Source organism: Deefgea piscis (assembly GCF_013284055.1).
Lineage (GTDB): Bacteria > Pseudomonadota > Gammaproteobacteria > Burkholderiales > Chitinibacteraceae > Deefgea > Deefgea piscis.
The window spans coordinates 2,517,188-2,540,085 of the sequence record NZ_CP054143.1 but is presented as its reverse complement, the minus strand read 5'-3'; the positions used below and the strand labels follow the sequence as shown (position 1 = coordinate 2,540,085).

Below are 22,898 nucleotides of genomic sequence, written 5' to 3'. Positions count from 1 at the left end.
CTCATAGGTAACACATTAGTTCAAAGACATAGGTAACACTTCTCTGGTTTGTGATACGCGCAACCGGAGCACGCTATGCCGTGGAATGAGGTGAAACCGATGGACGAAAAAGTAAAATTTATCGCCGATTACTTGCGTGGCGAGCTGGCGTTCAAGGCCTTGTGTGCTCTGTATGGGATTAGCCGCAAGACGGGTTACAAATGGGTACGGCGTTATCACGCGATGGGGCTCGAAGGTTTGCAAGCGCAAAGTCGTCGTCCGCATGATTCGGCTGTCACCCCCTATGTCGTGCGGCAGGCGATACTGGAATTGCGTAATCACAAGGGCGATGTGCTGGGGCCAAAGAAAATCCAGCCGCTGCTGGCTGCGCGATTTATCGAGTCGCTGATTCCGTCGCAAACGACGATTTACAATATTTTGAAAGCGGCGGGTTGCGTAAAAAGTCGAAGGCGGATTAATCGCACGCTGCGTTCGATTCAACCGCTCAAGACAGCAACACAGGTCAATCAGCTGTGGAGTGTGGATTACAAAGGGCAGTTCAAGTTAGGTAATGGGCAGTGGTGCTATCCGTTAACGATCATGGATCACGCCAGTCGTTATTTGCTGAGTTGCCAAGGGTTTAGCGGTACGACAGGGGCAGAGGCCAAGGCGGTGTTTGAGCAATTGTTTCGCCAATATGGTTTGCCGGAGCGGATTAGGAGCGACAACGGCACACCATTTGCCAGTGTGGGTGTCGGAGGGTTATCGAAACTATCGATTTGGTGGATTCGGCTAGGGATTATTCCAGAGCGAATTACGCCAGGGCAACCACAGCAAAATGGTCGACATGAACGGATGCATCGGACGTTGAAATTACGCATTGGTCAGCCCGGTGCGGCCGACTTAACGCAGCAACAAGTGATTTTGGATGAGTTCTTGCGCCACTATAACGAGGATCGTTTGCATGAGAGTTTGGGGCAGTGTGTGCCTAAATCGGTGTATCAGAGCTCATCGCGCCGCTATCCAGAGTCGCTGCCAGAGTTGGTTTACCCTGACTACTTTGAGCGTGGACGAGTCTGTCAAAGTGGACTGATTTATTGGCGTAGTTTACGAGTTTACATTGGCTATTTATTGCGTGGCGAATGGGTCGGTTTGGAGTTGGTCGGTGAGGGTATTTGGGACGTTTATTTTGGTCCGATTCGACTAGGCTCGTTGGACGAGCGAGAAGTGAAAGGGACCAAAAACGATTATTTAACGCTAAAAGTGTCACCCATGTCGTTGAATTAAAGTGTTACCTATGTCCTTGATCTTTCACGACCCGAGCGCGCCCAGCTCCGCTGTTCCCTCGATTGTCGTGAGCCAAACGATATAGCTGTTTGTCTCTCTCCGCACTCGGTGCGCTTAGACGGGTTTTTAAGCCCCAGCTCGACGAGCGCGGCACAGCATCAAATCTGAACATGACCAAGCTTAACAGTCTGTTGCTACGCCAGATCGCCTATCAGCAAGCTGGCGATTTACGCCGCATGGCAATTAACGTGACGAGGTCTTTTTAATGACTCGACCCAGTGGATTGGGTTGATTGCGTTTTTTTGCCAACTCAATTTGCTTTTGCCGCTCGAGCGCGCCGCTGCGGGTTTTTTCGCTGAGATTGTCAAAGCAATGCGGGCAGCTTACGCCAGCCACATAATGCGGCGATAGGCGCTGCTCTTTCGATACCGGCTGACGGCAAGCGTGGCACAACTCAAAATCACCCTCGCTCAAATCGTGGCGCACCGTCACGCGGTTGTCGAACACAAAGCAGTCGCCCTTCCATAGCGTTTCTTCCTGCGGTACTTCTTCGAGGTATTTCAAAATCCCACCTTTTAAGTGGTATACCTCTGCAAACCCTTCACCAAGCATATAGCTCGACGCTTTCTCGCAGCGAATGCCGCCAGTGCAAAACATCGCCACTTTTTTATGTACCGCTGGGTCGAAATGCTCTTTTACGTAATCGGGAAATTCACGGAATGTTTCGGTTTTCGGGTCAATTGCCCGCTCGAACGTGCCAATCGCCACTTCGTAATCATTACGGGTATCAATCACCAGCACTTCGGGATCGGAAATAATCGCATTCCAATCTTTGGGCTCGACATAGGTGCCGACGGCTTTATTCGGATCAACACCGGGCACACCCAAGGTTACGATTTCTTTTTTTAGTTTTACTTTGGTGCGCAAAAATGGCTGCTCAGCGCAATACGATTCTTTGTGATCAACAGCCGCCAAGCGCGGATCTGAGCGCAACCACGCCAGCAAGCCATCAATCCCCGCGCGCGTTCCCGCCACCGTGCCGTTAATGCCTTCATCGGCCAGCAGTAAAGTGCCGTGCACGTTTAAATCCAGCATCGTTTGCAATAGTGGCTCGCGCAATTGAACGTAATCGCTGAGCGTGACAAATTGATACAGCGCCGCAACAACAATCGCGCCTTCGTTTTGATTCGACATGATTTCTCCAAGTGGTCACCCGCGTAAAGGGCGGACCGGAATTTTTATTCTGGGAGCGGATTTTACCTGAGCTAAGGCAAGATAAGCGGCGGAGAAATAAACATTTTTTAACCGTCGTAAACTAACTGAAACGCCAACAAATTTGTGTAAGTAGTAAATTGAACAGCCCTACGCAAGTTTTGTTTGCGCAGCCAAACTTATCCAGTAAGCTTGCAGACTAAATTCTGAATCACATCAGTGATTGAGTTCGGCCAGAAGCGGAAATTGAATTGTAGGTTGGCGCTGAGCTTGCGAAGCCCAACAATCGCGGTAAACGTTGGGCTGCATTTCATTTAGCCCAACCTACGCACTATCATGAGTGTTTCGTTAATTTTTAAGGCCCTTGATGCAAAAAATAATAGATGTAGCGGTAAAAGAATTAATATCAATAATCGATTCAAAAAAGCATAGTAAAAAAGTTGCGATGCAATTTGTACTTGAAGAACTTGATGCAGCAAGACAGGGTAACGATTATGTAAAAGATAAAATTAAAAGCTTTTACTTTAATGAATCGGATTACATCGGAGCAATGGAAAGTAGCTGGGAAGATGTAGATGGCCCTACAGGACCACAACAATTTTTAGTTGTACTAACCATGCAATTATCAAAGGAAATTGGTATTGACAATGCCGCCATGGTTAGGATCTCTATTGTTGAATACATTGTTTGTCACTATAAATTCGGGCGATACTATTTAGATGAGGAAATCAGGAGGGCGACAAAACCGCTAAAACTTTTCGATGTATTAGTTGATGATGAAAACTTCCTGCATCCAAACTTCAAGTACTTGTTAGAAAGTAAAAATAAGCCTTTAGTCGATGTAATATCACGTTGGGCAAGCGGCTTTGAAGATAGAGACAATAAGTTTAATTATGAATTTCAAACGACATTCAACTCGTCGTTCTGGGAAGTGTATTTGTACCAATGCTTTAAGGATCTAAACCTTAATGTAGATTTTTCAAAAGCCAGTCCAGACTTTACTGTTAAGACATCAAGCAATGAAATAATTAATATTGAAGCCGTTACAGCCAACCATGCTCAAGACTCTAGTCCTGAATGGGAGAATGAAAAGCTGAAAGAGAATGGTGAATTTTTAAATTTTGCTAGTGTTCGAATTTTAAACGCCATAAATAGTAAACACAAAAAATACTTAAGTACATATTCAAAGTTTGAGCATGTTGTGGGAAACCCATTCGTTGTCGCTGTCGCTCCTTTCGAACAGAATATGTTTTTTATACAGAATAATGAAGCTATAAATAGAGTCCTATATGGTCAGGGTATAGACAAAGATAATGGCTTTACAGAAGTTGAAGTTCCATTTGCCTTGAAGAATGAAAAAGTTGCTTTAGATCTTGGGATATTTACAAACGATAAATATAAAGAGGTTAGCGCAATTATTTTTTCTACTATGGGGACCTTAAGTAAGGCTATTACGCAATCATCACTGGCTATGGATATAAGATCGAGTCGTTATCATGATCGTAAAGGATTGATTATGGAGATAAAAGAAAACAACAAGCACTTTGAAACTCATCTTGATGGATTACAAATACATCACAATCCTTATGCAATAAACAAGCTTTCAAAAGATGTATTTGACCGATATGAAGTGACACATTACTACTATGACATAGAGTCAAGATTTATAGATAATCAACAAAAAAGTTATACTATGATCTCCAGAAGCTCGTGGCCATCATCTTCAAAAACAGTGCCGTAGGTTGGGCTAAATGAAATGCAGCCCAACGTTTACCGCGACTATTGGGCTTCGCAAGCTCAGCACCAAGCTACAAACACCAGCAAAAAAGCCGCTTTTCAGCGGCTTTTTAACAATCAAAATCCCAACAATTAAAACAAGCGGGCAATCAATGCATTGGCGTATTTGGCATCGAGCGGAATGGCGGCTTTAGCACCGCTGCCGAGAGCGGATTCCACCAAAGCGCCGTTTTTACCACGGATTTGCTCGAGTTTAACGATGATATTGCCGCTTGGATGAATGATTTCCAGCGAATCGCCAACTGAGAATTTGTTTTTCACTTCAATCTCAGCCCAGCCGTCTTGGATATTGAGCACTTCGCCAACGTATTGGCTGCGGTGTGCTTTGGAATGGCCATCCAGATAGTTTTGCGCTTCGTGCGTGGTGTGGCGCTGGTAAAAGCCGTCGGTATAACCACGATTGGCAAGGCCATCTAAATCAGCCAACAACGTTGGGTTAAATGGGCGACCAGCCACCGCGTCGTCAATGGCTTGACGATACACTTGGGCGGTGCGCGCCACGTAATACAGCGATTTGGTACGACCTTCGATTTTGAGTGAATCGATGCCCATTTTCACCAGACGCTCGATATGCTGCACCGCGCGCAAGTCTTTGCTGTTCATGATGTACGTGCCGTGTTCGTCTTCGACAATTGGCATTAACTCGCCGGGACGATTGGCTTCTTCGATCAAATAGGTTTTGTCGGCCAATGGATGGCGCTCTTGGCCGCCACAGGCGGAGAACACTTGATTGGCGTCATTCATCGCTTTATTAAAGTCAAATTGAATGATTTGCTCTTTGGGCTGAACATCGCCAGCATCGTCGGTGGCGGTGTCGTGCGTTTTGTAGTCCCAACGGCAGGCATTGGTACACGTGCCTTGATTTGGGTCGCGGTGATTGAAATACCCCGACAATAGGCAACGGCCGGAATATGCAATACACAGCGCGCCGTGTACGAACACTTCCAACTCCATATCTGGGCAGAGTTGGCGAATTTCTTCGATTTCATCGAGAGACAATTCACGCGACAAAATCACGCGCTCTAGGCCCATTGATTTCCAAAATTTCACGCCAGCGTAATTCACCGTATTGGCTTGTACCGACAAATGAATCACTTGTTCTGGCCATTTTTCACGCACCATCATAATCAAGCCTGGATCAGCCATGATCAGCGCATCTGGTTTCATCGCAATCACCGGCTCCATATCCGCCAGATAGGTTTTTACTTTGGCGTTATGCGGCAAGATATTGCTAGCGACAAAGAATTTTTTGCCACGGGCGTGGGCTTCTTCAATCCCTTGACCAATTTGCTCCAATTTAAAATCATTATTGCGCGCGCGCAGGCTGTAGCGCGGTTGACCGGCGTAGACCGCGTCGGCGCCAAAGTCATAAGCGGCACTCATTTTTTCGAGCGTACCGGCGGGCAATAAGAGTTCAGGTGCTTTTAAGGTCATGGTGGGTGCGTGTGTTCAAACTAAGAAAGGCGGGCATTATACCGCAAATACGCTGCACAAAAAACAAGCAATATTAAATAAATGAACGAAATCAGTAGCTTGCCGATATTACCCACAGCTAACTCACACGCTATGCTTTTTTTTCGGGGATAAACTGGCAAATTGTGGGATAAGTGCTAAATACAACAAAATTTGCTGAATTCAAGCTGTGATTTGAATTTTTCTGCCTATTTTTTAATCGGCAAACAAAATCAGTAACAAAACAGTCACTTAGGCAAGCTATCCACAGCCTGTGCACATGACTATCCATCTAGCCTGTGAATGAGCACCACATACTGATTAAAATTTAATCAGCCAGTATTTTCCCTATGGTTTCAAGCACCTAGCCGACTTACTCACAGCCAGCTCACAGACTTAGCCAAGCGGCGTGGGGAAAACCACGATGGCCGCCGTGGATAACAAAAAACCGAGCATTTAGCTCGGTTTAGTCAAGACGATATTGCGGCGCAGCAGCGGTGTTAGGCAAAGCCCAGACCCGACAACGGCACATGCTGCTGCTCGGCCTGCTCAGCAAGTGCTGCTTTTAAAACTTGTTTGGCACAGCGCGCACATTTGCCGCAGCACGTAGCGACCTCGGTCACCTGTCGCAACTGGGCAAAGGTACGAACCCCTTGCTGCGCGACAGCGCGATTAATCGCTTTATCACTCACATTGTTGCAAACACAAACAATCATAATGAGAACCTTATCAATAACTATTCTCATTATCATCAAATTTTTTATAACTGCCAAGTACTTTTTTCAGCCACAGGTCATTTCACGGCACAAGCCCTCCCCTCACCAGCATTTTCCACAATAAAAAAGCCGCCCATAGGGGCGGCAGTTTATGCAAACAACAACTTTGCACACTTACAGCACAGCCAATCTCTGCTCAATACTGGCAACAATACCGGCATCATCTAAACCACAGTCCGCCAGAATTTGTTTTTGCTCGCCATGCTCTACATAGCTATCGGGCAAGCCCAATTGCAATACGGCACGAGAAACGCCTTGCGCGGCCAAGCATTCTAATACCGCACTCCCCGCCCCACCCATAATGGCGTTGTCTTCCACCGTTACCAGCAGATCATGCGAAGCGGCCAGCGCCAGAACCAACTCGGTATCGAGCGGTTTAATAAAGCGCATATTGGCCACCGTTGCATCCAATGCTTCAGCGGCAGCCAGCGCAGGCTCCAGCACAGCGCCAAACGCCAGAATTGCCACGCGTCGCGTTGTTGTTGCCGTGTCTTGCCGCGAGCGGCGAATTTCGCCCTTGCCCCAAGGCAATGCATGCATCTCAGACTCAACCGTCGCCCCTAAACCACTACCGCGCGGATAACGCACGGCGGCTGGGCCAGCGTATTGATACGCGGTATAGAGCATTTGTCGGCATTCGTTTTCATCGCCGGGCGCTAAAATCGCCAGATTTGGAATGCAGCGCATAAATGACAAATCAAAACTACCGGCATGCGTTGGTCCATCGGCCCCGACTAAACCGGCGCGATCAATCGCAAAAGTAACATCTAGATTTTGCAATGCCACATCATGAATCAATTGATCATAAGCGCGCTGCAAAAAGGTCGAATAAATCGCTACCACCGGCTTTAAGCCCTCACAGGCTAAACCCGCGGCAAAAGTAACCGCGTGTTGCTCAGCAATACCCACATCAAAATAGCGACTTGGATATTCCGCATGAAAGCGCACCATGCCCGAGCCTTCACGCATTGCCGGTGTAATCCCCACCAATTGCTCGTCTTGCGCGGCCATATCGCACAGCCAGTCGCCAAACACTTGGGTAAATGTGGGTTTACTCACCTTGCTGCTACAAACACCATCTTGCTGATTAAACGGTGCTACGGCGTGATACTTCACCGGATCGGCCACCGCCAACTTGTAACCATTGCCTTTTTTGGTCACCACATGCAAAAACTGCGGGCCTTTAAGCTGCTTGATGTTGGATAAGGTGGCAACCAGCGTTTCCATATCATGACCATCAATTGGGCCGATATAATTAAAGCCAATTTCCTCAAATAAAGTGCCGGGTGTTAAAAAGCCCTTGACGCTTTCTTCGCCTTTTTTGGCAAATTCTTTCAGCGGCGGCACCGCATCGAGCACTTTGCCGGACGCATTGCGAATACCGTTGTAAAACTTACCCGACAATAATTTGGCTAAATAATTATTAAACGCGCCGACATTGGGTGAAATCGACATTTCGTTGTCGTTTAAAATCACCAATAAATCGACGTCGTCGCGATGACCCGCATTAAACAAGGCTTCAATCGCCTGCCCAGCCGTCATCGAACCGTCGCCAATCACCGCAATCGCTTTGCGTTTTTCGCCTTTAATCAACGCCGCTTCGGCCATGCCCAACGCCGCACCAATCGAGGTTGAAGAATGCCCAACGCCAAACGTGTCGTATTCGCTTTCTTCGCGCTTGGGAAAGCCTGCCAAGCCGCCTTTTTGCCGCATCGTCAGCATGCGGTTTTTGCGCCCAGTCAGGATTTTATGCGGATAGCTTTGATGGCCAACGTCCCACACCAAACGATCGTGCGGGGTGTCAAACACATAATGCAGCGCAACGGTTAACTCCACCGCGCCTAAATTAGAGGCAAAATGTCCACCGGTATGACTCACCGAATCCAGCAAATAACTACGTAATTGCTGAGCGAGCGCAGGCAATTCTTTGCGGTCAAGTTGGCGTAAATCAGCGGGTATTTCTATGGTATCAAGCAAAGGATAATTCATGTGTACCTTGCTTTGCCGGGGTATCCCCCTGCAAGCCCTGTTAGTATTTTCTATCAACAATATACCCAGCAAGGGCACTTAATATATTGGCTCTTTCCCCAAAGGGCGCTAATGACGCCAAGGCCGAGGCTTTCAGTTCGGCCGCTTTTTCTTTGGCGCCTTTTAGCCCCAGCAAAGCCACATAGGTGGGCTTATTATTGGCGGCATCTTTACCTGCGGTTTTACCCAAGGTGGCCGAATCCGCCTCACAATCCAAAATATCGTCAACCACTTGAAACGCCAGACCAATGCATTTGGCGTAATGATCGAGCGCTTCGCGCTGCTCACTGGTGAGTGGCGTACCGCAGTAAGAACCCAACAATACCGCCGCACGAATCAAGGCGCCGGTTTTCAAAATATGCATCATTTCGAGTTGCGGCAAAGTCAGCGTTTGCCCAACGCTATATAAATCAATACCTTGCCCGCCACACATACCCAAACTACCCGATGCGCTCGCTAAGATACGAATCATTTGTAATTGATCTGCCGGATTGTCGGCCAAGCTATGATTGGCCAGCACTTCAAACGCCGCCGCTTGCAAAGCATCGCCCGCCAAGAGCGCAGTCGCCTCACCGTAAGCCACATGCACTGTTGGCTTACCTCGACGCAACACGTCGTTATCCATAGCCGGCATATCGTCATGCACTAAGGAATAAGCATGAATAAATTCCAAGGCGCAGCCGGCATACTGCAAGCGCTCAGCCGGCGCATCAACCAGCGAACCGGCAGCAAAAACCAATAAAGGCCGCACTCGCTTGCCGCCATCAAGCACGCTGTAACGCATCGCGTCGTGCAAGCGTTCGGGCAAATGATTGCTCGATGGCAATACCCGCGATAGCGCGCGCTCCATTTGCGCCTGAACGTCTTCCATCCAGAGTTTAAAATCAGTCGCTACCGTTTTGCTCATTATTCTGTCCCCATCTTTGGCATCGGTTTGAGCTCTCCACCTTCTAAGAGGCGAACTTGCTGCTCTGCCGCGCTTAATTTGCTTTCGCAAAAGCGCAATAATTCAGTACCACGGCTAAATGCCAACAAACTCGCATCGAGTGCTTGTCCACCCGCTTCCATTTGGGCAATGAGAGCCTCTAACTCGGCCAAGCCTTGTTCAAAGTTATCGGGTAAATTCGCCGATTTCGCTGCTGCTTTTGCCATAAGTTTGAGCCCAAAATAAAAGTATTTCACAAAAACACACGAATAAGCGCAGTCAGCCGCCCCATTCGCGCAAGGGGCTTATTGTACCCTTGCCATCGAGCTGAAAACAGTCATTAAAGCCGCAAAACCGTCGTCAGCACCGCTCAACAAGTCAAGACTGTTAGAATAGAGACACTTTAAACCGTGTTTTTGCGTAAAAAATGACCACCATTGCTTACTTTATTCTGGCCCACGCCCATCCCGAACAAATTTCACGCTTGGTTCAGCAACTTAATACCCCGCATTCACGGTTTTATATTCACATCGACGCCAATACACCTGATGCAATCTTCACTGCACTCCAAAGCCAACTTTCGGCGCTAGAGAATATTCACTTTATTGAACGCCAAGCCTGCCGCTGGGGCGGGTTTTCATTGGTCGATGCCAGTCTAAGGCTGATGGCAGCCGCTAACAAAGATGGTTTTGATTGGGGGGTATTACTCTCTGGGCAAGATTACCCAATTCATAGCAATCAATACATCGAAGAAACCTTAGCACGTAGCCCCTACCTTGGCTTGATTGACATCAAGCCAGCACCAGAGTTCGACATTGCCTACCGCTATCGCGCATGGTACTTTGAAGCCCTCAACGGCACGCGCCTCAATAAAGCACTGCAAAAAATACAGCGCTTAAGCCGAAAAGTCGGCATTGAACGCGCTTTGCCGGCGCCAATTTCGCAAGTGTATGCCGGCTCGCAATGGTGGACACTCAGCCATACCGCCTGCCAAACCGTACTCGACTTTGTGGCAAAGCAGCCGCAGGTGGTGGATTTTTTCCGCCACACCCTCATCCCTGATGAGATGTTTTTCCAAACCATTTTAATGAATAGCCCACTGGCCGAGCAGCTATCTAGCGATGCGCGGCGTTATTTAGAATGGGATGAAGGCGCATGGTCGCCCCTCCTACTCAAGCCTGAAAACATCAGCCAACTTCGAGACAGCAAGGCTTTATTCGCCCGAAAATTTGCCGCAGATTCTGCCACCACCCAAGCACTTATTAATTTACATCGCCAATAAGACAGGCCAATTGACGTTGCGTTCACTAAGATAAAGACTTCAGCACACCGCAAAGTTAACCATGCCGATCGCGAGCGTCGATTTAAGTTCACCCCATTCCAACACAGCCGAGCGCGGCGGGCTATTGCAAGCCATTAACGATCAAGCTGCGCTATACGCCAATCTAATTGAACACGCCAAAGCCAACACGCTAGCGCCTTGGCTACAACAGCCCGAGCGCTTTGCCGACACCCAAGCGGTGTTACTGATCGCCAGTGGCTCGAGCTTTCATGCGGCACAAGTTGCTCGCTTTTGGATTGAAAGCCTTGCAAATCTTCCCACTCAAGTTGAATTAGCCAGCGAGTTTTGCTATCAACATTTACGCTCTCGCCCTCACACACTGGTGATTATCCTTGCCGAATCAGGCGAAGCCGCCGACACCTTAGCCGCACTCAAATACGCACAACAACTGGACTACCCTTTGACGATCGCCATCGGCCATCATGCCGACAGCACGCTGATGCAGCAGGCCCAATGGCAATTAGTGCTGGAGGTTGGCGAGCAACACAGCCGCATTGCCACCAAAACATTTTGCGCCCAACTGCTGGGCTTATTTTTAATTACGCAAACCCTCGCCCAATCACAAAACCAAGCCATACCCAGCGATATCGACGCCGAGCTTGCCGCCCTGCCTTACGCAATCGCACAAGTTTTAAGCCTCGCGCCACAACTCAAACAATGGGCGCAATGCCTGCAGCAACCATCCGCAATTTTCATCACCGCACGACAAAATTACACGCCTATTGCCAGCGAAGGCGCACTCAAATTCAAAGCCATGGCGCATCGCTTGGCCGAGGCTTGCTCTTGTGGCGAACTCAAGCACGGCATTGCCAGCCTTGCCACGCAAAAAATTGCTCTAATTGCCTGCCTGCCTTGGGATAGTGTGGCCGAAAAGAATTTGGCTGACTTACGTCAGTTTCACCACCATCACTGCGCTATTTTTGTTTTAAGCGACACCCCACTCACCAAAATTAACGGCCTCAACTCGATTCAAATGCCATACAAACTCAATCACCTTAACCCGCTGCTGTACGCCATCGCTCTACAACTCCTCGCCTACTACACCAGCACCACAAGTGATTCATTTGAGCAAAACATAAAAAAAGCCACATCAAAAGATGTGGCTTGATCGGCAGAGTTTGATTAATTATTTTGAAGCATTAATCAAATACAAGGCAGCAGCATTAAATTCAGCATCTGAACCGCTATAACCGCCCTTCGGTGGCATCGCATTCAAACCCTTAGTTGCAATTGCGATTGCATTATCAACGCCGTCTTTCAAACGTGGTGCCCAAGCCGCTTTATCGCCAAATTTAGGCGCACCAGCCACACCAGTGTCGTGGCAAGCCATACAAACGCTAGCGTAAATTTCTTTGCCTTTTACGTTTGGATCAATCGTTGCCGCAGCACCAGCAGCCACTTTAGGCTCTTCAAACTTCGCACCCGCTGCATTACCCATAAAGGCCACGGCACGCGCCACTTCTTCATCCGTTAACGCTGGATCACCGCCCTTCGCAGGCATCGCGTTAAACCCAACCACGGCATGCTTCACCAAAGTCGCAAAACCTTGACCAATTCGCGTAGACCAAGCTGCTGCATCAGCAAATTTAGGTGCGCCAGCCAAGCCAGCGCCATGACAGGAAATACATACGGCCTCATAAACAGCCTTGCCTGAGCGAGAACCAATCGGCGTGCTATCGACAATCTTGACAACGCCGACAGGTTGTAAGCGTGCGGCGACGGCCTCATTGGTCATCGTTGAGCTTGCCATATTCATCGACATACCCGAAGTAAACAGCTTGATTACCAAGTAAACAAACAGAGGTACGCCAATTAAAGCCGCCAGAATCATTCCGACAACGCTTTTAGACGCAGATGCGTTGGAACCGCTCATGCTGTCATCCCTTTCTTGAAATTGTTAAATTAATTGGCTGTATCGCCTTTATGGCTGACAATTATACCGACAACATCGAAACAACAAAACACTATTCACCAACTGACTAGACGCGAACGCAAATAGCCGTTATCATCGCTCCCCTAATCAAAGCGCCCGTAGCTCAGTTGGATAGAGTATCAGTTTCCGAAACTGAGGGTCACAGGTTCGATTCCTGTCGGGCGCACCAATCAAATCAAGGGGTTGTAGCTGTTAAAGCTAGAGCCCTTTTGTTTTATGCTAAAAAAAGCATCCACCGCCCCGACAAAAGCCCCGACACGCGCATAAACCCCACCCAAATCTAGATAAAAACCAAATAACAAAAATACAACAACCCGCAAAAACCTTAATCAAATTAAGGCCCCAATCATAGCCCAAGCAGCCAGTTATTTAATATAACTTGACCCAATTCTCCTGCCAGCAATGACCACAAATGCAACAAAACAATATAAATTGCAGCTGACTGGGATTATTTAGACACCTTTTATGCCCATAAAGCTGCTGCTTAAAACCCTTTAACACCCCGGAAAGCTACATTGGTCGATTACTTTTTGAATGCACATGACTGGTTGTAGTTCCCGCTCTCACCCCGGAAAGCTACAATATGCGCGGGTGAATCAATTGCGCGCCGCGAGTTGTAGTTCCCGCTCTCACCCCGGAAAGCTACAATCGTGATATTCGCGCTGGTGCTATCCGCTTGGTTGTAGTTCCCGCTCTCACCCCGGAAAGCTACAATTTTGATTTCACCAAGGCTTCAACTTCACTTGTTGTAGTTCCCGCTCTCACCCCGGAAAGCTACAATAAAACCTTTTTCCTCAATCGCCATTGTCAAGTTGTAGTTCCCGCTCTCACCCCGGAAAGCTACAATAAATTGGGTACGGTCACAGAAATGTACTACGTTGTAGTTCCCGCTCTCACCCCGGAAAGCTACAATCGACGTGTGGCGCTCGGTGCCGGTCATTACGTTGTAGTTCCCGCTCTCACCCCGGAAAGCTACAATTTGTCGATTCCAGCCATCGCCCGACGCGAAGTTGTAGTTCCCGCTCTCACCCCGGAAAGCTACAATAAAATGGCACTGGGTAAACTCACCGCCGCCGTTGTAGTTCCCGCTCTCACCCCGGAAAGCTACAATCGCAGCCCCGATCACGCCGATCAACACACAGTTGTAGTTCCCGCTCTCACCCCGGAAAGCTACAATTGGGGGTGTCACGGCAAGCACTGGAAACGAGTTGTAGTTCCCGCTCTCACCCCGGAAAGCTACAATAAAGTGCAAGCCACGCTGCATGTCGGATTGGTTGTAGTTCCCGCTCTCACCCCGGAAAGCTACAATAATACGAGCAGCTGGCCGAGTTCATGCGTAGTTGTAGTTCCCGCTCTCACCCCGGAAAGCTACAATTTCACTTACTCGGGGGGCTAATATGCTGCCGTTGTAGTTCCCGCTCTCACCCCGGAAAGCTACAATAGAGGCGGTCGCCGTGCTGGCTTGGTCCGTTGTAGTTCCCGCTCTCACCCCGGAAAGCTACAATTTAACCCAAAACACGTCACCGCCCACACCGTTGTAGTTCCCGCTCTCACCCCGGAAAGCTACAATAATAGCGCGAGTCGCGGCACTACAGACCATGTTGTAGTTCCCGCTCTCACCCCGGAAAGCTACAATAAGGGGCGCTCGCTATCAGTCGGCAATCCCGTTGTAGTTCCCGCTCTCACCCCGGAAAGCTACAATACTAACTCATGCCGGTGTGTGGATTGATGAGTTGTAGTTCCCGCTCTCACCCCGGAAAGCTACAATACCAAATGGCCTCGGGCCGCACCATAAGCAGTTGTAGTTCCCGCTCTCACCCCGGAAAGCTACAATTGGTCGGGTATTGAGGAGTCGGTGCGCCGGGTTGTAGTTCCCGCTCTCACCCCGGAAAGCTACAATTCAGGTGTTTGCCTTGGTTTAATTCGCCAAGTTGTAGTTCCCGCTCTCACCCCGGAAAGCTACAATATTCGGAATTGGTTGCTTTGTGCAAACGCGGTTGTAGTTCCCGCTCTCACCCCGGAAAGCTACAATAAGTACGCCAGATGCTTATGCCCTAATGGAGTTGTAGTTCCCGCTCTCACCCCGGAAAGCTACAATTGTGCTTTGGCACGGAAGCTGTGACGATTCGTTGTAGTTCCCGCTCTCACCCCGGAAAGCTACAATCACCTACCGCTTTGCCGCAACCCAAGCCCTGTTGTAGTTCCCGCTCTCACCCCGGAAAGCTACAATCCAGATATGCGTTATACGGCACGTTACCTGTTGTAGTTCCCGCTCTCACCCCGGAAAGCGACAATATTTGCAGCAAAGCGTCTTGCTCTTTGAATGTTGTAGTTCCCGCTCTCACCCCGGAAAGCTACAATACTTTGTTGCTAACCCTACCAAGCTCACGGGTTGTAGTTCCCGCTCTCACCCCGGAAAGCTACAATTGCATACGCTGGCCTAGTGACACGTCCTTGGTTGTAGTTCCCGCTCTCACCCCGGAAAGCTACAATCGTTTTAGTTGAATGCTCTCTGCTAGAGAAGTTGTAGTTCCCGCTCTCACCCCGGAAAGCTACAATGGCTAATGTTGGACTCAATGAACAGAAGAAGTTGTAGTTCCCGCTCTCACCCCGGAAAGCTACAATAAAGCAGCACCGGCAACGGCCGTCGTCGCGGTTGTAGTTCCCGCTCTCACCCCGGAAAGCTACAATCCATAACAAATAACCCCATGATTTTATGGGGTTATTTGTTATATTCCGGATTAAAAATAGCAAATTTAAAACACTAAAACTTGCTGCAAACTCACTTTTTCTTCTTGAGTAGTGACTGTTCCAACCAGAATTTCCATCGCAACATATTGTTTTTCACTTACTTTCATACAGCGGATTGAACCCTTTTTTGGTAAATTTGCAACAAGACGCTGCTGGTGTTTTTTGACATCATCCTCTCCGTTGACGATGCGCGAATACACTGACCACTGCAACATATCGTAGCCATCTTGCAATAAAAAGCGGCGAAACAAGGTATAGGCTCGTTTATCAGCTTTGGTTATGGTCGGCAAATCAAAAAATACTAGTAGACGCATAAATCGCCTTGTAACTTGACTCATCCATGCCACCTCGAGATGAAGAAAGCATTAAGCTAGCTTTGGCCAAGCGAGCTCATTAAGGTCACCAGTACTGCAAAAACGGCCAAAACATTGCGCCATGTGGTCAATAGCGCTAAGTACATTCATTGCCCCATAAGGCATATTGACATCGGTATATAGCAGTTGGATTAGCGCGGCTTTATCTGTACTACTCAATTCGCTGCTTGTCGTATTTTGCTGACGTACCCAGACATCGACGACGGGTCGTAATGGTTCGATAAAATCATCTGCTAAATTAAAAGTGTTGAGCTGGTTGTGGTGCTGTAAACCAAAGGCGGGTAAAAAACCATAACAAACTAGACTACGAGCGATTGCTGCGCGAAAAATGGCGTATCCATAATTAAGAGCGCTGTTTTGCCAACAGGGCTTATCTCTTGTAAATTCGTCGCCAAATAATTCAATAAAATAATAGCGAGCAGAACTTGCCTCGCGATTATCTGGGTCACCGGAACGCACTCGCTCTGCTTGGTCGCGTAAAAAGCGCCCAGCCTGCGGTTTGAAAACATCAAGACAGAATGCTTGGTTGCGGATTTTTTGCTGTATCACCCCCTGCCAAGCACGTTTTTTTTGTGGCAATGTGAGTGCTAATTGTTGTTGCATCACTTTGAATGCACGACTATGTGGTAAGTAAGGAAGTAGTACACCATTCGGATGATGAGTTTCATCACACGTAATCACCGCCACATCATGTGCAGCTAGTTCTGCCAATAGCGCACTAGTAATGGTGGCTTGCGGCGTTTCAAGTACTACGACCGCAATATCTTCAAGCGGAATAGTGGCGCTGAGTCCCATATCTTGTTCCAGCAAGAGTTGGCGATTTTTTACCGCCAATCTTGCAGGCTGACTAATGAGTATGCTACGCCAAGCCACGGCGAGACCCAGCTTGATTTAGATATACTTGACCAAGAACGTTTACGTTAAATTTATCAACTGAAAGTGCAACTTTTACGCCAACACCCCGAATCAGCCCATCTTTACCTATTGCTTGGTTTCTATCGTGCACCCATAAATTAACACCGCCAGTTGCACGGTCACAGCCCGAATAATAACCTTCAATAGCTGGTTTGCCTTTAAGTTGAATTCGTACCAAGTCGTTTGGATGTAATGAAAAACAAAATGAAAACGTATCATCAATCTGGGTCCAATCACTTTCTTCCTTAGCAGCGACAATTGCACGATTAGGTAAGTCTTTTACATTTTTGATAATTCGATGTTGAACATATATCGGGACAAGATGAAATTTGCCCGCTTTAGTAAATACATCGACTCGCAACATGCTGTCATTCTTCGCAATTCCACCGCGCAGCGCGATACCAGATAGGTTATCAATCACCTTGGTCACAGTTCGAACGATAGGGCCTTGGCTACCATCGCGTGTTGGTTTGTAAAACGGAGTTGCAAACGCTTTGTCGGCTTTCCCACCAAAAGCTTCGAGTCGTTCGCGTAGAGCGGTATAAAGCGCGACATTTCGATGAGGCTCAATGAGTCCACAACGCTCAGGGTCTAGGTCTAAATCGCTCAGTTTTAATGCACTCAGAGCAATTTTTTGTGTCACACGATTTGGTTGTGCTGGCATGGGGCGCTGCGCATATATCGTATCTTTATGTGCAGCGCCACTATTGCGTCGTTGCGGTGCGCGAGAAACAAACAAGGGACGTATCGAGCTAAGCATCGTCTCGTCGTAGCCTAATGCGGCTAGGGCCTCTCGAGTTAATTCCAAACTGAGAGTGTTATTCACTTTACCCGTACTGCGGTCTAAACCTGCTCGAAGGCTTAGCTCCATTTCAAAATGTTCCCAAGGACGTGGAAAGTGCTGCTCAAGTTGTCGCCACATTGCTAAATTGGCTACCTCTCCAGTTTCTAAGTCAATCAGTCCATCTTTGGCATTTAGCGTTTCTTTGCGACGAGCATAATCAGATAACCGTTTCACCATACCAGCACTGCAAGCAGCAACCACCGCAGCATCGACCGCATGATGGCGGTCACTGCCTTCGCGTAATTTGGCTAAACCCCAACGAGCCCGCAGGAAGCTGGTTAGCTGGCCGCTGACCACGATACAACGCTTGGCATCACTAGCAAGCTTTAAGTGTTGTTCCACAAAGTTTTTGAAATATTTGCAAATGTAGCGAGTGTCATTTAAGTTGCGCTCGATGAAGCCGCTAGCTTCATCTTTGCCAAATTGTTGTCGCAATAATCGGTCACGTTTTGCTTGGCGATATTTTTTATTGCTATTCACAGCAGCTGCATAACGCTGCCAGCGCTCACTATCACTTGCACCATCTAGATATTCGAATGGCGTACGATTCGCTTTGTCTCTATTTTCACGCGTTAAGGCGAGTACTTTATTATTTTTACTATCATCAAAGCTGCGAGAATACGGTAACGCATGGTCAACTTCGGCGTAATTGGCATCATCAATTAAGCGATTCAGGTCGAGTGGAGAAAGACTATAAGCACATTTACCGTCTTGTTCTTGATACAGTTGCCATTTTTCAAATTCACGCCCGGTAGGGCGTCGACCAAAAGCTTCACTAAAGCGTTCACGGTCTTTCTCATTTCGTTCTGCAAATTCGCTCTGCGCCTTTTCGATTTTATATCGCTCATCTAATGGTCGTGATAAGTCACGTGCCATTTCGATATGAACTCTCTGAGGCGCTCCATATTGACGAATAATGGCATTTACGACTTTTCGAGTTTGATTTAACGCTCGTTTCACAACGGGGTTGTTCGGAGCGTCTTCGTCAAATGCTGGCAAAAAGCGGCTAGCCGAATTTTCTACTAATACGCTATGGTGATACCCAGCAGCTAAGCAGGCTTCGTCATATCGTTGGCCACGTTCCATTCCCGGCAAAATGCCATCAAGCGCTTTTAACGACAGGCGAATAAAATCACTAAAACTGATGGCAAGTAGTGAATTGATAACGGCAGGCGTTAAATTGCAGGCGGTTAATTCACGCTGAATTTCTTCATCTGTTTTGTAGATGCTGAGTATTGATGTAATCGCATTAATAAGTAAGGGCTGAGTGGCAATGCCTTGCCATTCAGTTTTTAACCCCGCCTTCTCTAAGGTTGTGCGAAGTGTGTGCCAACCGGTTAATTCAATCAGTTTAGATTCTTCAGGGTCTTTGCTGTTATCTCGGTAGTTGAGCCCAGTAAAACGTACGGCCTCTGGCCAGGGACCGAGTTTAATTAGATGAGCTTTTAGTTGCTTATGAGTGAGTTTTGCTTTTTCGTAGGGTAGGTCTATTACGGCTTTACGTTCAACTTCGCTCAGTGGACGGCTTTCACCATTGATGTTAATGCGAAGATTATTTAAGCGTGTAAGCCAAACAAACCGCTCCGCAGACCATGTATGTTTTGCTGCGCGGTACTCATCTTTATTCTTTCCACTTTTCTTTCTTTCAAAAGTGCAGAACCCAATACGTTCGAGCATTTCTTTACCCGAGAGTGCTGGCTTTTGTTGCCACAACAAACCTGTTTTTGTATTCAATATTGCATCTTTAAAGTCATCGTTAGTGTGCGGGTTACCAAATTCACGCTGCTTTTCGAATAAAGAGTGCAATTCATCAGCTAGTAGTTCTCTACTTAGTGACTGTCCATAGTCGCCGCGTTTGTTCCGTTGATTATTGGGGAATTGTGCCAGCATCATTTCTGCCGCGCTGCGATACCCATGCTCCCTCATCAAATTACGTGTGCGTTCTAGCCCTTGTTTTACCTTTCCGCCCTCTGAACCTTCTGCATCTGCTTTGCTAGCAAACCAAAAGCCCCGATGTTTGCAAATGTGATAAATAACTCGCGCCCATTCTTCTGTGTTGAGCTGACGGTCTAGTGCTTCAGCTCGTAGCTTCCATAACGACTGTGTAATTGGAGTTTGTTGTAGAAAAAGTCGACTATCGGTAATCAAGCCTTCACGCTTTAGCAATCGAGACAACTTGAGTAATCGCCATGCTCGACGACGCAATCTACGACGTAAGAGGCGAGCGGTGCGCCGGGCGGTGTTGAGCGATTCGCCATCTGGGGTTTCTGCTTTATCAAATGCACGCACGCCAAGGTCAATAATGTGACGCTCGCCTAAAACACACCAACCTACTGATGCAATCCCAATATCTAGACCTAAATCGTATGAAACTGCTTGCTGCATAAAAACCCCTTGTGCTATTGTCATCCCGTAGTAGTTTTCCGGGGTGAGAGCCGTTACTACAATAAAGATTTAATTATCTGTACCCAAGCCCGCGCAAGCGGGCTTTCTGCTTTGTGGCGTTTGGTTGGGCGTGCTTGTAGTGTTTTCGACTTACTCTACTCCTCAAAGTAATAGCTGACAAATTCAACGTTTAAAATTACGAACGTTGTTGGTTGATGTTCTTTTTTTAAATTACAGTTCTTTGCGTGCGTTTTACTAAACGAAAGTTTTGTTGTGTGTCGAAGATAAAATTTGTTACGTACCTAAGGGGTTGGGGAAACCTTGGAATATCACACGTGGCTTATCAAACACATTTATAGGTTGTTGGATGAGTTGCGACGCCAATTGCATCGCTGATGTATCACCCGCGTATTATTGTTTTCTCTGTAAAGGCAAGATTTTGCAACTACCACAACATCCCCTGCCCTACTTATCAACGGTAAAGTTAAACCCGACACGCACAAATTTTGTAGTCGGCACTACATCAATTCACCAGTGCCAATAAGGTACACCTCACCGAAACCACACAAAACCGCTTATCATCCAGTTCCAAAATAGTCGTTTACCACTCAAACGGCACTACCTATATTGAAACCACATAAACGGAACTTTTGATGGGGTGTCACCATGTTTGTTCGAGCCTACCTGCGTGCCAGTACCAAAGAGCAAGATGCCAGTCGTGCGCGCCAGCAACTTGATGCGTTTGCCGCTGAACATAATTTACGTATTGCCAGTTATTACATAGAGAATGAAAGCGGCACCAAACTCGACCGCCCCGAGTTAATGCGACTCTTGAATGATGCAAGTCACGGCGATGTATTACTTGTTGAGCAGGTCGACCGCCTCAGTCGGATGAAAAACTCAGACTGGCTCACGCTGCGGCAGATGATTGGCGACAAAGGTGTGCGAATTGTGGCGCTGGATTTGCCGACCAGTCACAGCATGCTGAAAGATGGCGATGGCTTCACCGCGCTGATGCTGGCAGCGATTAACAATATGCTGCTCGACATGCTCGCCGCGATTGCACGCAAAGATTACGACGACCGACGCCGCCGTCAAGCCGAGGGAGTTGCCAAAGCTAAAGCACAAGGTCTATACGCAGGTCGTCCAAAAGATGCTGAGCTGCACCGCAAAATTGCTTGCCTGCTGGCAGAGGGGAAATCGTGGAGTGCGATTCAAGATTTACTGGGGTGTGGGCGCGGAACGATTAAGCGGGTGAAGGATAAAATTCAAGAAGGTCAATAAATCTCACAGATTAAACTAATGAAGATCAGCAAATTGCAGTTGGCGTATCACACTAATCGTTCCACGAACAAGCGTTTGTATACCCTAATTTGCAGACACTCCGCCTAAGCTCTGAATAAAATATTAACGCTGAGTCTCAGTCACCAACTTAAGCAAGCTCAACGGTGCTATATGCATTGAGCTGTAGCCATTTAGTCAGAGATGCCAATGCTTGTAGGGTGCCCTCTAAAGTACGGTCTTTAGCATAAGCTCCAAAGCATAAATATTTTCCATCACGTTCTTGCCAGCAATGATTTGACTCCACGTTTTTGTCATCTTCCCACAGATCCAATTTTTTTGCCGTCCTATGCGACAGTTCTTTACTAATAGTATCGAAATCTACTTTCTCAGACCCTTTTTTGATATACGCACGAATATAAAAATTAATGGGTTGTTCTGCATCATCTTCATTGCCGTAAAAAGCAAGAACGACATCAGACTCTCCGCCCCAGCACTCTGGTCGAAAACGCAGTGCTTTGGCTTCTCCCCAAGTATGGGAGCGGGTAACAATATTTGTTTCTACACCAAGCTCTTGCAATACTTTACTTACAGTAGCACTACCCTGATGAAGCAGTTGTTTTTCAAAGTCATCCAGCAGATTACGACCTTTACGCAGCGTAATAAAATGTTGAATTACAAAGTCGAAAGACTGCTTATCCATAGGGTTCTCATTTTCTGGGTGTGCTAATCCATACAGATGCTGCAAAAATTCTGTATAAAAAAACTGCCATTTGCTAATTGGAGTAAAGGCAATATCCGAACCATAAAACAGTTTTGCTTTTACAATTAATTCGTCGTAACTCACCACAGGCCAGTCACCACGTATATCTGCAGCATATTTACTTGGGCGTAACACACACTTAATAATCGTCTTTCCCTCTGACCTACTCTGCAAAAGCTGGTCGTAGACATCAAAAGGATTTGCGGCGGCACTGGCGTAGACCTTGTGTTCAATACCAAGAACAAATGCGGCACCTGTCACAAGTAAATCTAACCGTTTATAGGTATCAGTCAGTTCGTCATTAATTGAAACTTCCCGCTCCACAAAAAGCTCATTCCACTCACACAAGTCAAAAGCGTCTTGTGAAAAATGACCTTGGTCTACGAGACAATAAACTAAAGCTTTAGCTAGCCAAGTTGGCGTCCCGCCCTGCCCACCCATGAAAATAGCTAATAAATCCGAAGTTGGATTTTCAAAATATCCAGTTCCGCCAATTGAAAAGAAATTTGGCTCTTGCATTACAGTGGCAGGTAATCCCTGAACCCCTTTAATTAGTTCTATTAGGTTTTGCATGCGTTAATTATGGCAACCTTGCAATGATGCTATGTACAAAGAATCAAGTCTTTATTAAATTTAAAGGTGAATCGTATTTGTTTTTGCAAGCGTAATTATGTTTGAATCAAACCAATTCAACTTGATCGCGTTGATGACAGCAAACGCTTGCATCTTCTTTCTCTGGAGAAAAAACTGATGGCCTGAGCAAATGATAATTAAGCAGTTAAATCCATTCAATTGACGTTTGGTACAAAAGAAGAAATGGCTATTTGCCGGTTAAGCAACTCTTCACAAGCAAG

At 47.2% G+C, this 22,898-nt stretch carries 16 protein-coding genes, 1 tRNA gene and 1 CRISPR repeat array; of the genes, 6 read left to right on the top strand and 11 right to left on the bottom strand.

Annotation, left to right across the window (positions count from 1 at the left end):
- The first annotated feature begins 75 nt into the window (after positions 1-75).
- A complete protein-coding gene (locus HQN60_RS11825) occupies positions 76-1,266 on the top strand; it encodes an integrase core domain-containing protein (protein ID WP_173533080.1) in 1,191 nt (396 codons plus the stop codon).
- Positions 1,267-1,509: 243 nt separating this feature from the next.
- On the opposite strand, the gene trhO is transcribed toward HQN60_RS11825, so the two are convergent.
- Positions 1,510-2,460: an oxygen-dependent tRNA uridine(34) hydroxylase TrhO gene (gene trhO, locus HQN60_RS11820; RefSeq protein ID WP_173533833.1), complete on the bottom strand. Its 951-nt coding sequence runs from the start codon at positions 2,458-2,460 to the stop codon at positions 1,510-1,512.
- A gap of 385 nt (positions 2,461-2,845) precedes the next feature.
- On the opposite strand from trhO, the gene HQN60_RS11815 reads away from it, so the two are divergent.
- Positions 2,846-4,219 (top strand): hypothetical protein, encoded by a 1,374-nt coding sequence (locus tag HQN60_RS11815; RefSeq protein WP_173533832.1) that lies wholly within the window; start codon positions 2,846-2,848, stop codon positions 4,217-4,219.
- A gap of 128 nt (positions 4,220-4,347) precedes the next feature.
- On the opposite strand, the gene trhP is transcribed toward HQN60_RS11815, so the two are convergent.
- The 5 genes from trhP to xseB all read right to left on the bottom strand — a co-directional run bounded on the left by trhP (position 4,348) and on the right by xseB (position 9,683).
- Positions 4,348-5,709, bottom strand: coding sequence for a prephenate-dependent tRNA uridine(34) hydroxylase TrhP (gene trhP, locus HQN60_RS11810; protein ID WP_173533831.1), 1,362 nt, complete (start codon positions 5,707-5,709; stop codon positions 4,348-4,350).
- Between the two features lie 518 nt (positions 5,710-6,227).
- A complete protein-coding gene (locus HQN60_RS11805) occupies positions 6,228-6,443 on the bottom strand; it encodes a (2Fe-2S)-binding protein (protein ID WP_173533830.1) in 216 nt (71 codons plus the stop codon).
- A 174-nt stretch (positions 6,444-6,617) separates the two neighbouring features.
- Complete coding sequence (gene dxs, locus HQN60_RS11800; protein WP_173533829.1) at positions 6,618-8,492, bottom strand: 1-deoxy-D-xylulose-5-phosphate synthase; 1,875 nt, start codon at positions 8,490-8,492, stop codon at positions 6,618-6,620.
- A 40-nt stretch (positions 8,493-8,532) separates the two neighbouring features.
- A complete protein-coding gene (locus HQN60_RS11795) occupies positions 8,533-9,438 on the bottom strand; it encodes a polyprenyl synthetase family protein (protein WP_173533828.1) in 906 nt (301 codons plus the stop codon).
- Positions 9,438-9,683 carry an exodeoxyribonuclease VII small subunit gene (xseB, locus tag HQN60_RS11790; RefSeq protein ID WP_173533827.1) on the bottom strand — a complete coding sequence of 82 codons (246 nt, stop codon included), beginning with the start codon at positions 9,681-9,683 and terminating at the stop codon, positions 9,438-9,440. The genes HQN60_RS11795 and xseB overlap by 1 nt, the downstream gene beginning before the upstream one ends.
- 200 nt (positions 9,684-9,883) lie before the next feature.
- Between xseB and HQN60_RS11785 the strand changes: the two genes are divergently transcribed.
- Both HQN60_RS11785 and HQN60_RS11780 read left to right on the top strand, forming a co-directional pair.
- Positions 9,884-10,738 (top strand): beta-1,6-N-acetylglucosaminyltransferase, encoded by an 855-nt coding sequence (locus HQN60_RS11785; RefSeq protein ID WP_173533826.1) that lies wholly within the window; start codon positions 9,884-9,886, stop codon positions 10,736-10,738.
- A 61-nt stretch (positions 10,739-10,799) separates the two neighbouring features.
- A complete protein-coding gene (locus HQN60_RS11780) occupies positions 10,800-11,906 on the top strand; it encodes an SIS domain-containing protein (protein WP_173533825.1) in 1,107 nt (368 codons plus the stop codon).
- 18 nt (positions 11,907-11,924) lie between these two features.
- Here the strand turns inward: HQN60_RS11780 and HQN60_RS11775 are convergent, their stop codons facing one another.
- On the bottom strand, positions 11,925-12,671 hold the full coding sequence (locus tag HQN60_RS11775; RefSeq protein WP_173533824.1) for a c-type cytochrome: 747 nt from the start codon (positions 12,669-12,671) through the stop codon (positions 11,925-11,927).
- A 152-nt stretch (positions 12,672-12,823) separates the two neighbouring features.
- On the opposite strand from HQN60_RS11775, the gene HQN60_RS11770 reads away from it, so the two are divergent.
- A tRNA-Arg gene (locus HQN60_RS11770) sits at positions 12,824-12,900 on the top strand.
- 378 nt (positions 12,901-13,278) lie between these two features.
- Positions 13,279-15,422: direct repeats of the CRISPR family, unit length 36 nt; unit sequence GTTGTAGTTCCCGCTCTCACCCCGGAAAGCTACAAT.
- Between the two features lie 65 nt (positions 15,423-15,487).
- Here HQN60_RS11770 and cas2 read toward each other — a convergent pair.
- Genes cas2 through cas9 form a run of 3 tightly spaced genes read right to left on the bottom strand, consistent with a single transcriptional unit; the run spans position 15,488 to position 20,000 of the window.
- Positions 15,488-15,820 carry a CRISPR-associated endonuclease Cas2 gene (gene cas2, locus HQN60_RS11765; RefSeq protein ID WP_173533823.1) on the bottom strand — a complete coding sequence of 111 codons (333 nt, stop codon included), beginning with the start codon at positions 15,818-15,820 and terminating at the stop codon, positions 15,488-15,490.
- Between the two features lie 27 nt (positions 15,821-15,847).
- Positions 15,848-16,729, bottom strand: coding sequence for a type II CRISPR-associated endonuclease Cas1 (gene cas1 / locus HQN60_RS11760; protein WP_173533822.1), 882 nt, complete (start codon positions 16,727-16,729; stop codon positions 15,848-15,850).
- Complete coding sequence (cas9, locus tag HQN60_RS11755; protein WP_173533821.1) at positions 16,716-20,000, bottom strand: type II CRISPR RNA-guided endonuclease Cas9; 3,285 nt, start codon at positions 19,998-20,000, stop codon at positions 16,716-16,718. Before cas9 ends, cas1 begins: the two co-directional genes overlap by 14 nt.
- Before the next feature lie 666 nt (positions 20,001-20,666).
- Here cas9 and HQN60_RS11750 point away from each other — a divergent pair.
- Positions 20,667-21,284: a recombinase family protein gene (locus HQN60_RS11750; protein WP_173533820.1), complete on the top strand. Its 618-nt coding sequence runs from the start codon at positions 20,667-20,669 to the stop codon at positions 21,282-21,284.
- A gap of 148 nt (positions 21,285-21,432) precedes the next feature.
- Here HQN60_RS11750 and HQN60_RS11745 read toward each other — a convergent pair whose 3' ends face one another.
- The gene (locus HQN60_RS11745) at positions 21,433-22,617 is read right to left on the bottom strand and encodes a PDDEXK-like family protein (RefSeq protein ID WP_173533819.1); all 1,185 of its coding nucleotides are present in this window, start codon (positions 22,615-22,617) and stop codon (positions 21,433-21,435) included.
- Positions 22,618-22,898: the final 281 nt, after the last annotated feature.

What these genes read in the sequence shown, in the direction of transcription:
- cas2 (WP_173533823.1), bottom strand. Translation starts at nt 15,820, where the DNA reads ATGAGTCAAGTTACAAGGCGATTTATGCGTCTACTAGTATTTTTTGAT.
- HQN60_RS11795 (WP_173533828.1), bottom strand. Translation starts at nt 9,438, where the DNA reads ATGAGCAAAACGGTAGCGACTGATTTTAAACTCTGGATGGAAGACGTT.
- trhO (WP_173533833.1), bottom strand. Translation starts at nt 2,460, where the DNA reads ATGTCGAATCAAAACGAAGGCGCGATTGTTGTTGCGGCGCTGTATCAA.
- HQN60_RS11805 (WP_173533830.1), bottom strand. Translation starts at nt 6,443, where the DNA reads ATGATTGTTTGTGTTTGCAACAATGTGAGTGATAAAGCGATTAATCGC.
- HQN60_RS11785 (WP_173533826.1), top strand. Translation starts at nt 9,884, where the DNA reads ATGACCACCATTGCTTACTTTATTCTGGCCCACGCCCATCCCGAACAA.
- xseB (WP_173533827.1), bottom strand. Translation starts at nt 9,683, where the DNA reads ATGGCAAAAGCAGCAGCGAAATCGGCGAATTTACCCGATAACTTTGAA.
- HQN60_RS11825 (WP_173533080.1), top strand. Translation starts at nt 76, where the DNA reads ATGCCGTGGAATGAGGTGAAACCGATGGACGAAAAAGTAAAATTTATC.
- HQN60_RS11780 (WP_173533825.1), top strand. Translation starts at nt 10,800, where the DNA reads ATGCCGATCGCGAGCGTCGATTTAAGTTCACCCCATTCCAACACAGCC.
- trhP (WP_173533831.1), bottom strand. Translation starts at nt 5,709, where the DNA reads ATGACCTTAAAAGCACCTGAACTCTTATTGCCCGCCGGTACGCTCGAA.
- HQN60_RS11750 (WP_173533820.1), top strand. Translation starts at nt 20,667, where the DNA reads ATGTTTGTTCGAGCCTACCTGCGTGCCAGTACCAAAGAGCAAGATGCC.
- dxs (WP_173533829.1), bottom strand. Translation starts at nt 8,492, where the DNA reads ATGAATTATCCTTTGCTTGATACCATAGAAATACCCGCTGATTTACGC.
- HQN60_RS11775 (WP_173533824.1), bottom strand. Translation starts at nt 12,671, where the DNA reads ATGAGCGGTTCCAACGCATCTGCGTCTAAAAGCGTTGTCGGAATGATT.
- cas9 (WP_173533821.1), bottom strand. Translation starts at nt 20,000, where the DNA reads ATGCAGCAAGCAGTTTCATACGATTTAGGTCTAGATATTGGGATTGCA.
- HQN60_RS11745 (WP_173533819.1), bottom strand. Translation starts at nt 22,617, where the DNA reads ATGCAAAACCTAATAGAACTAATTAAAGGGGTTCAGGGATTACCTGCC.
- HQN60_RS11815 (WP_173533832.1), top strand. Translation starts at nt 2,846, where the DNA reads ATGCAAAAAATAATAGATGTAGCGGTAAAAGAATTAATATCAATAATC.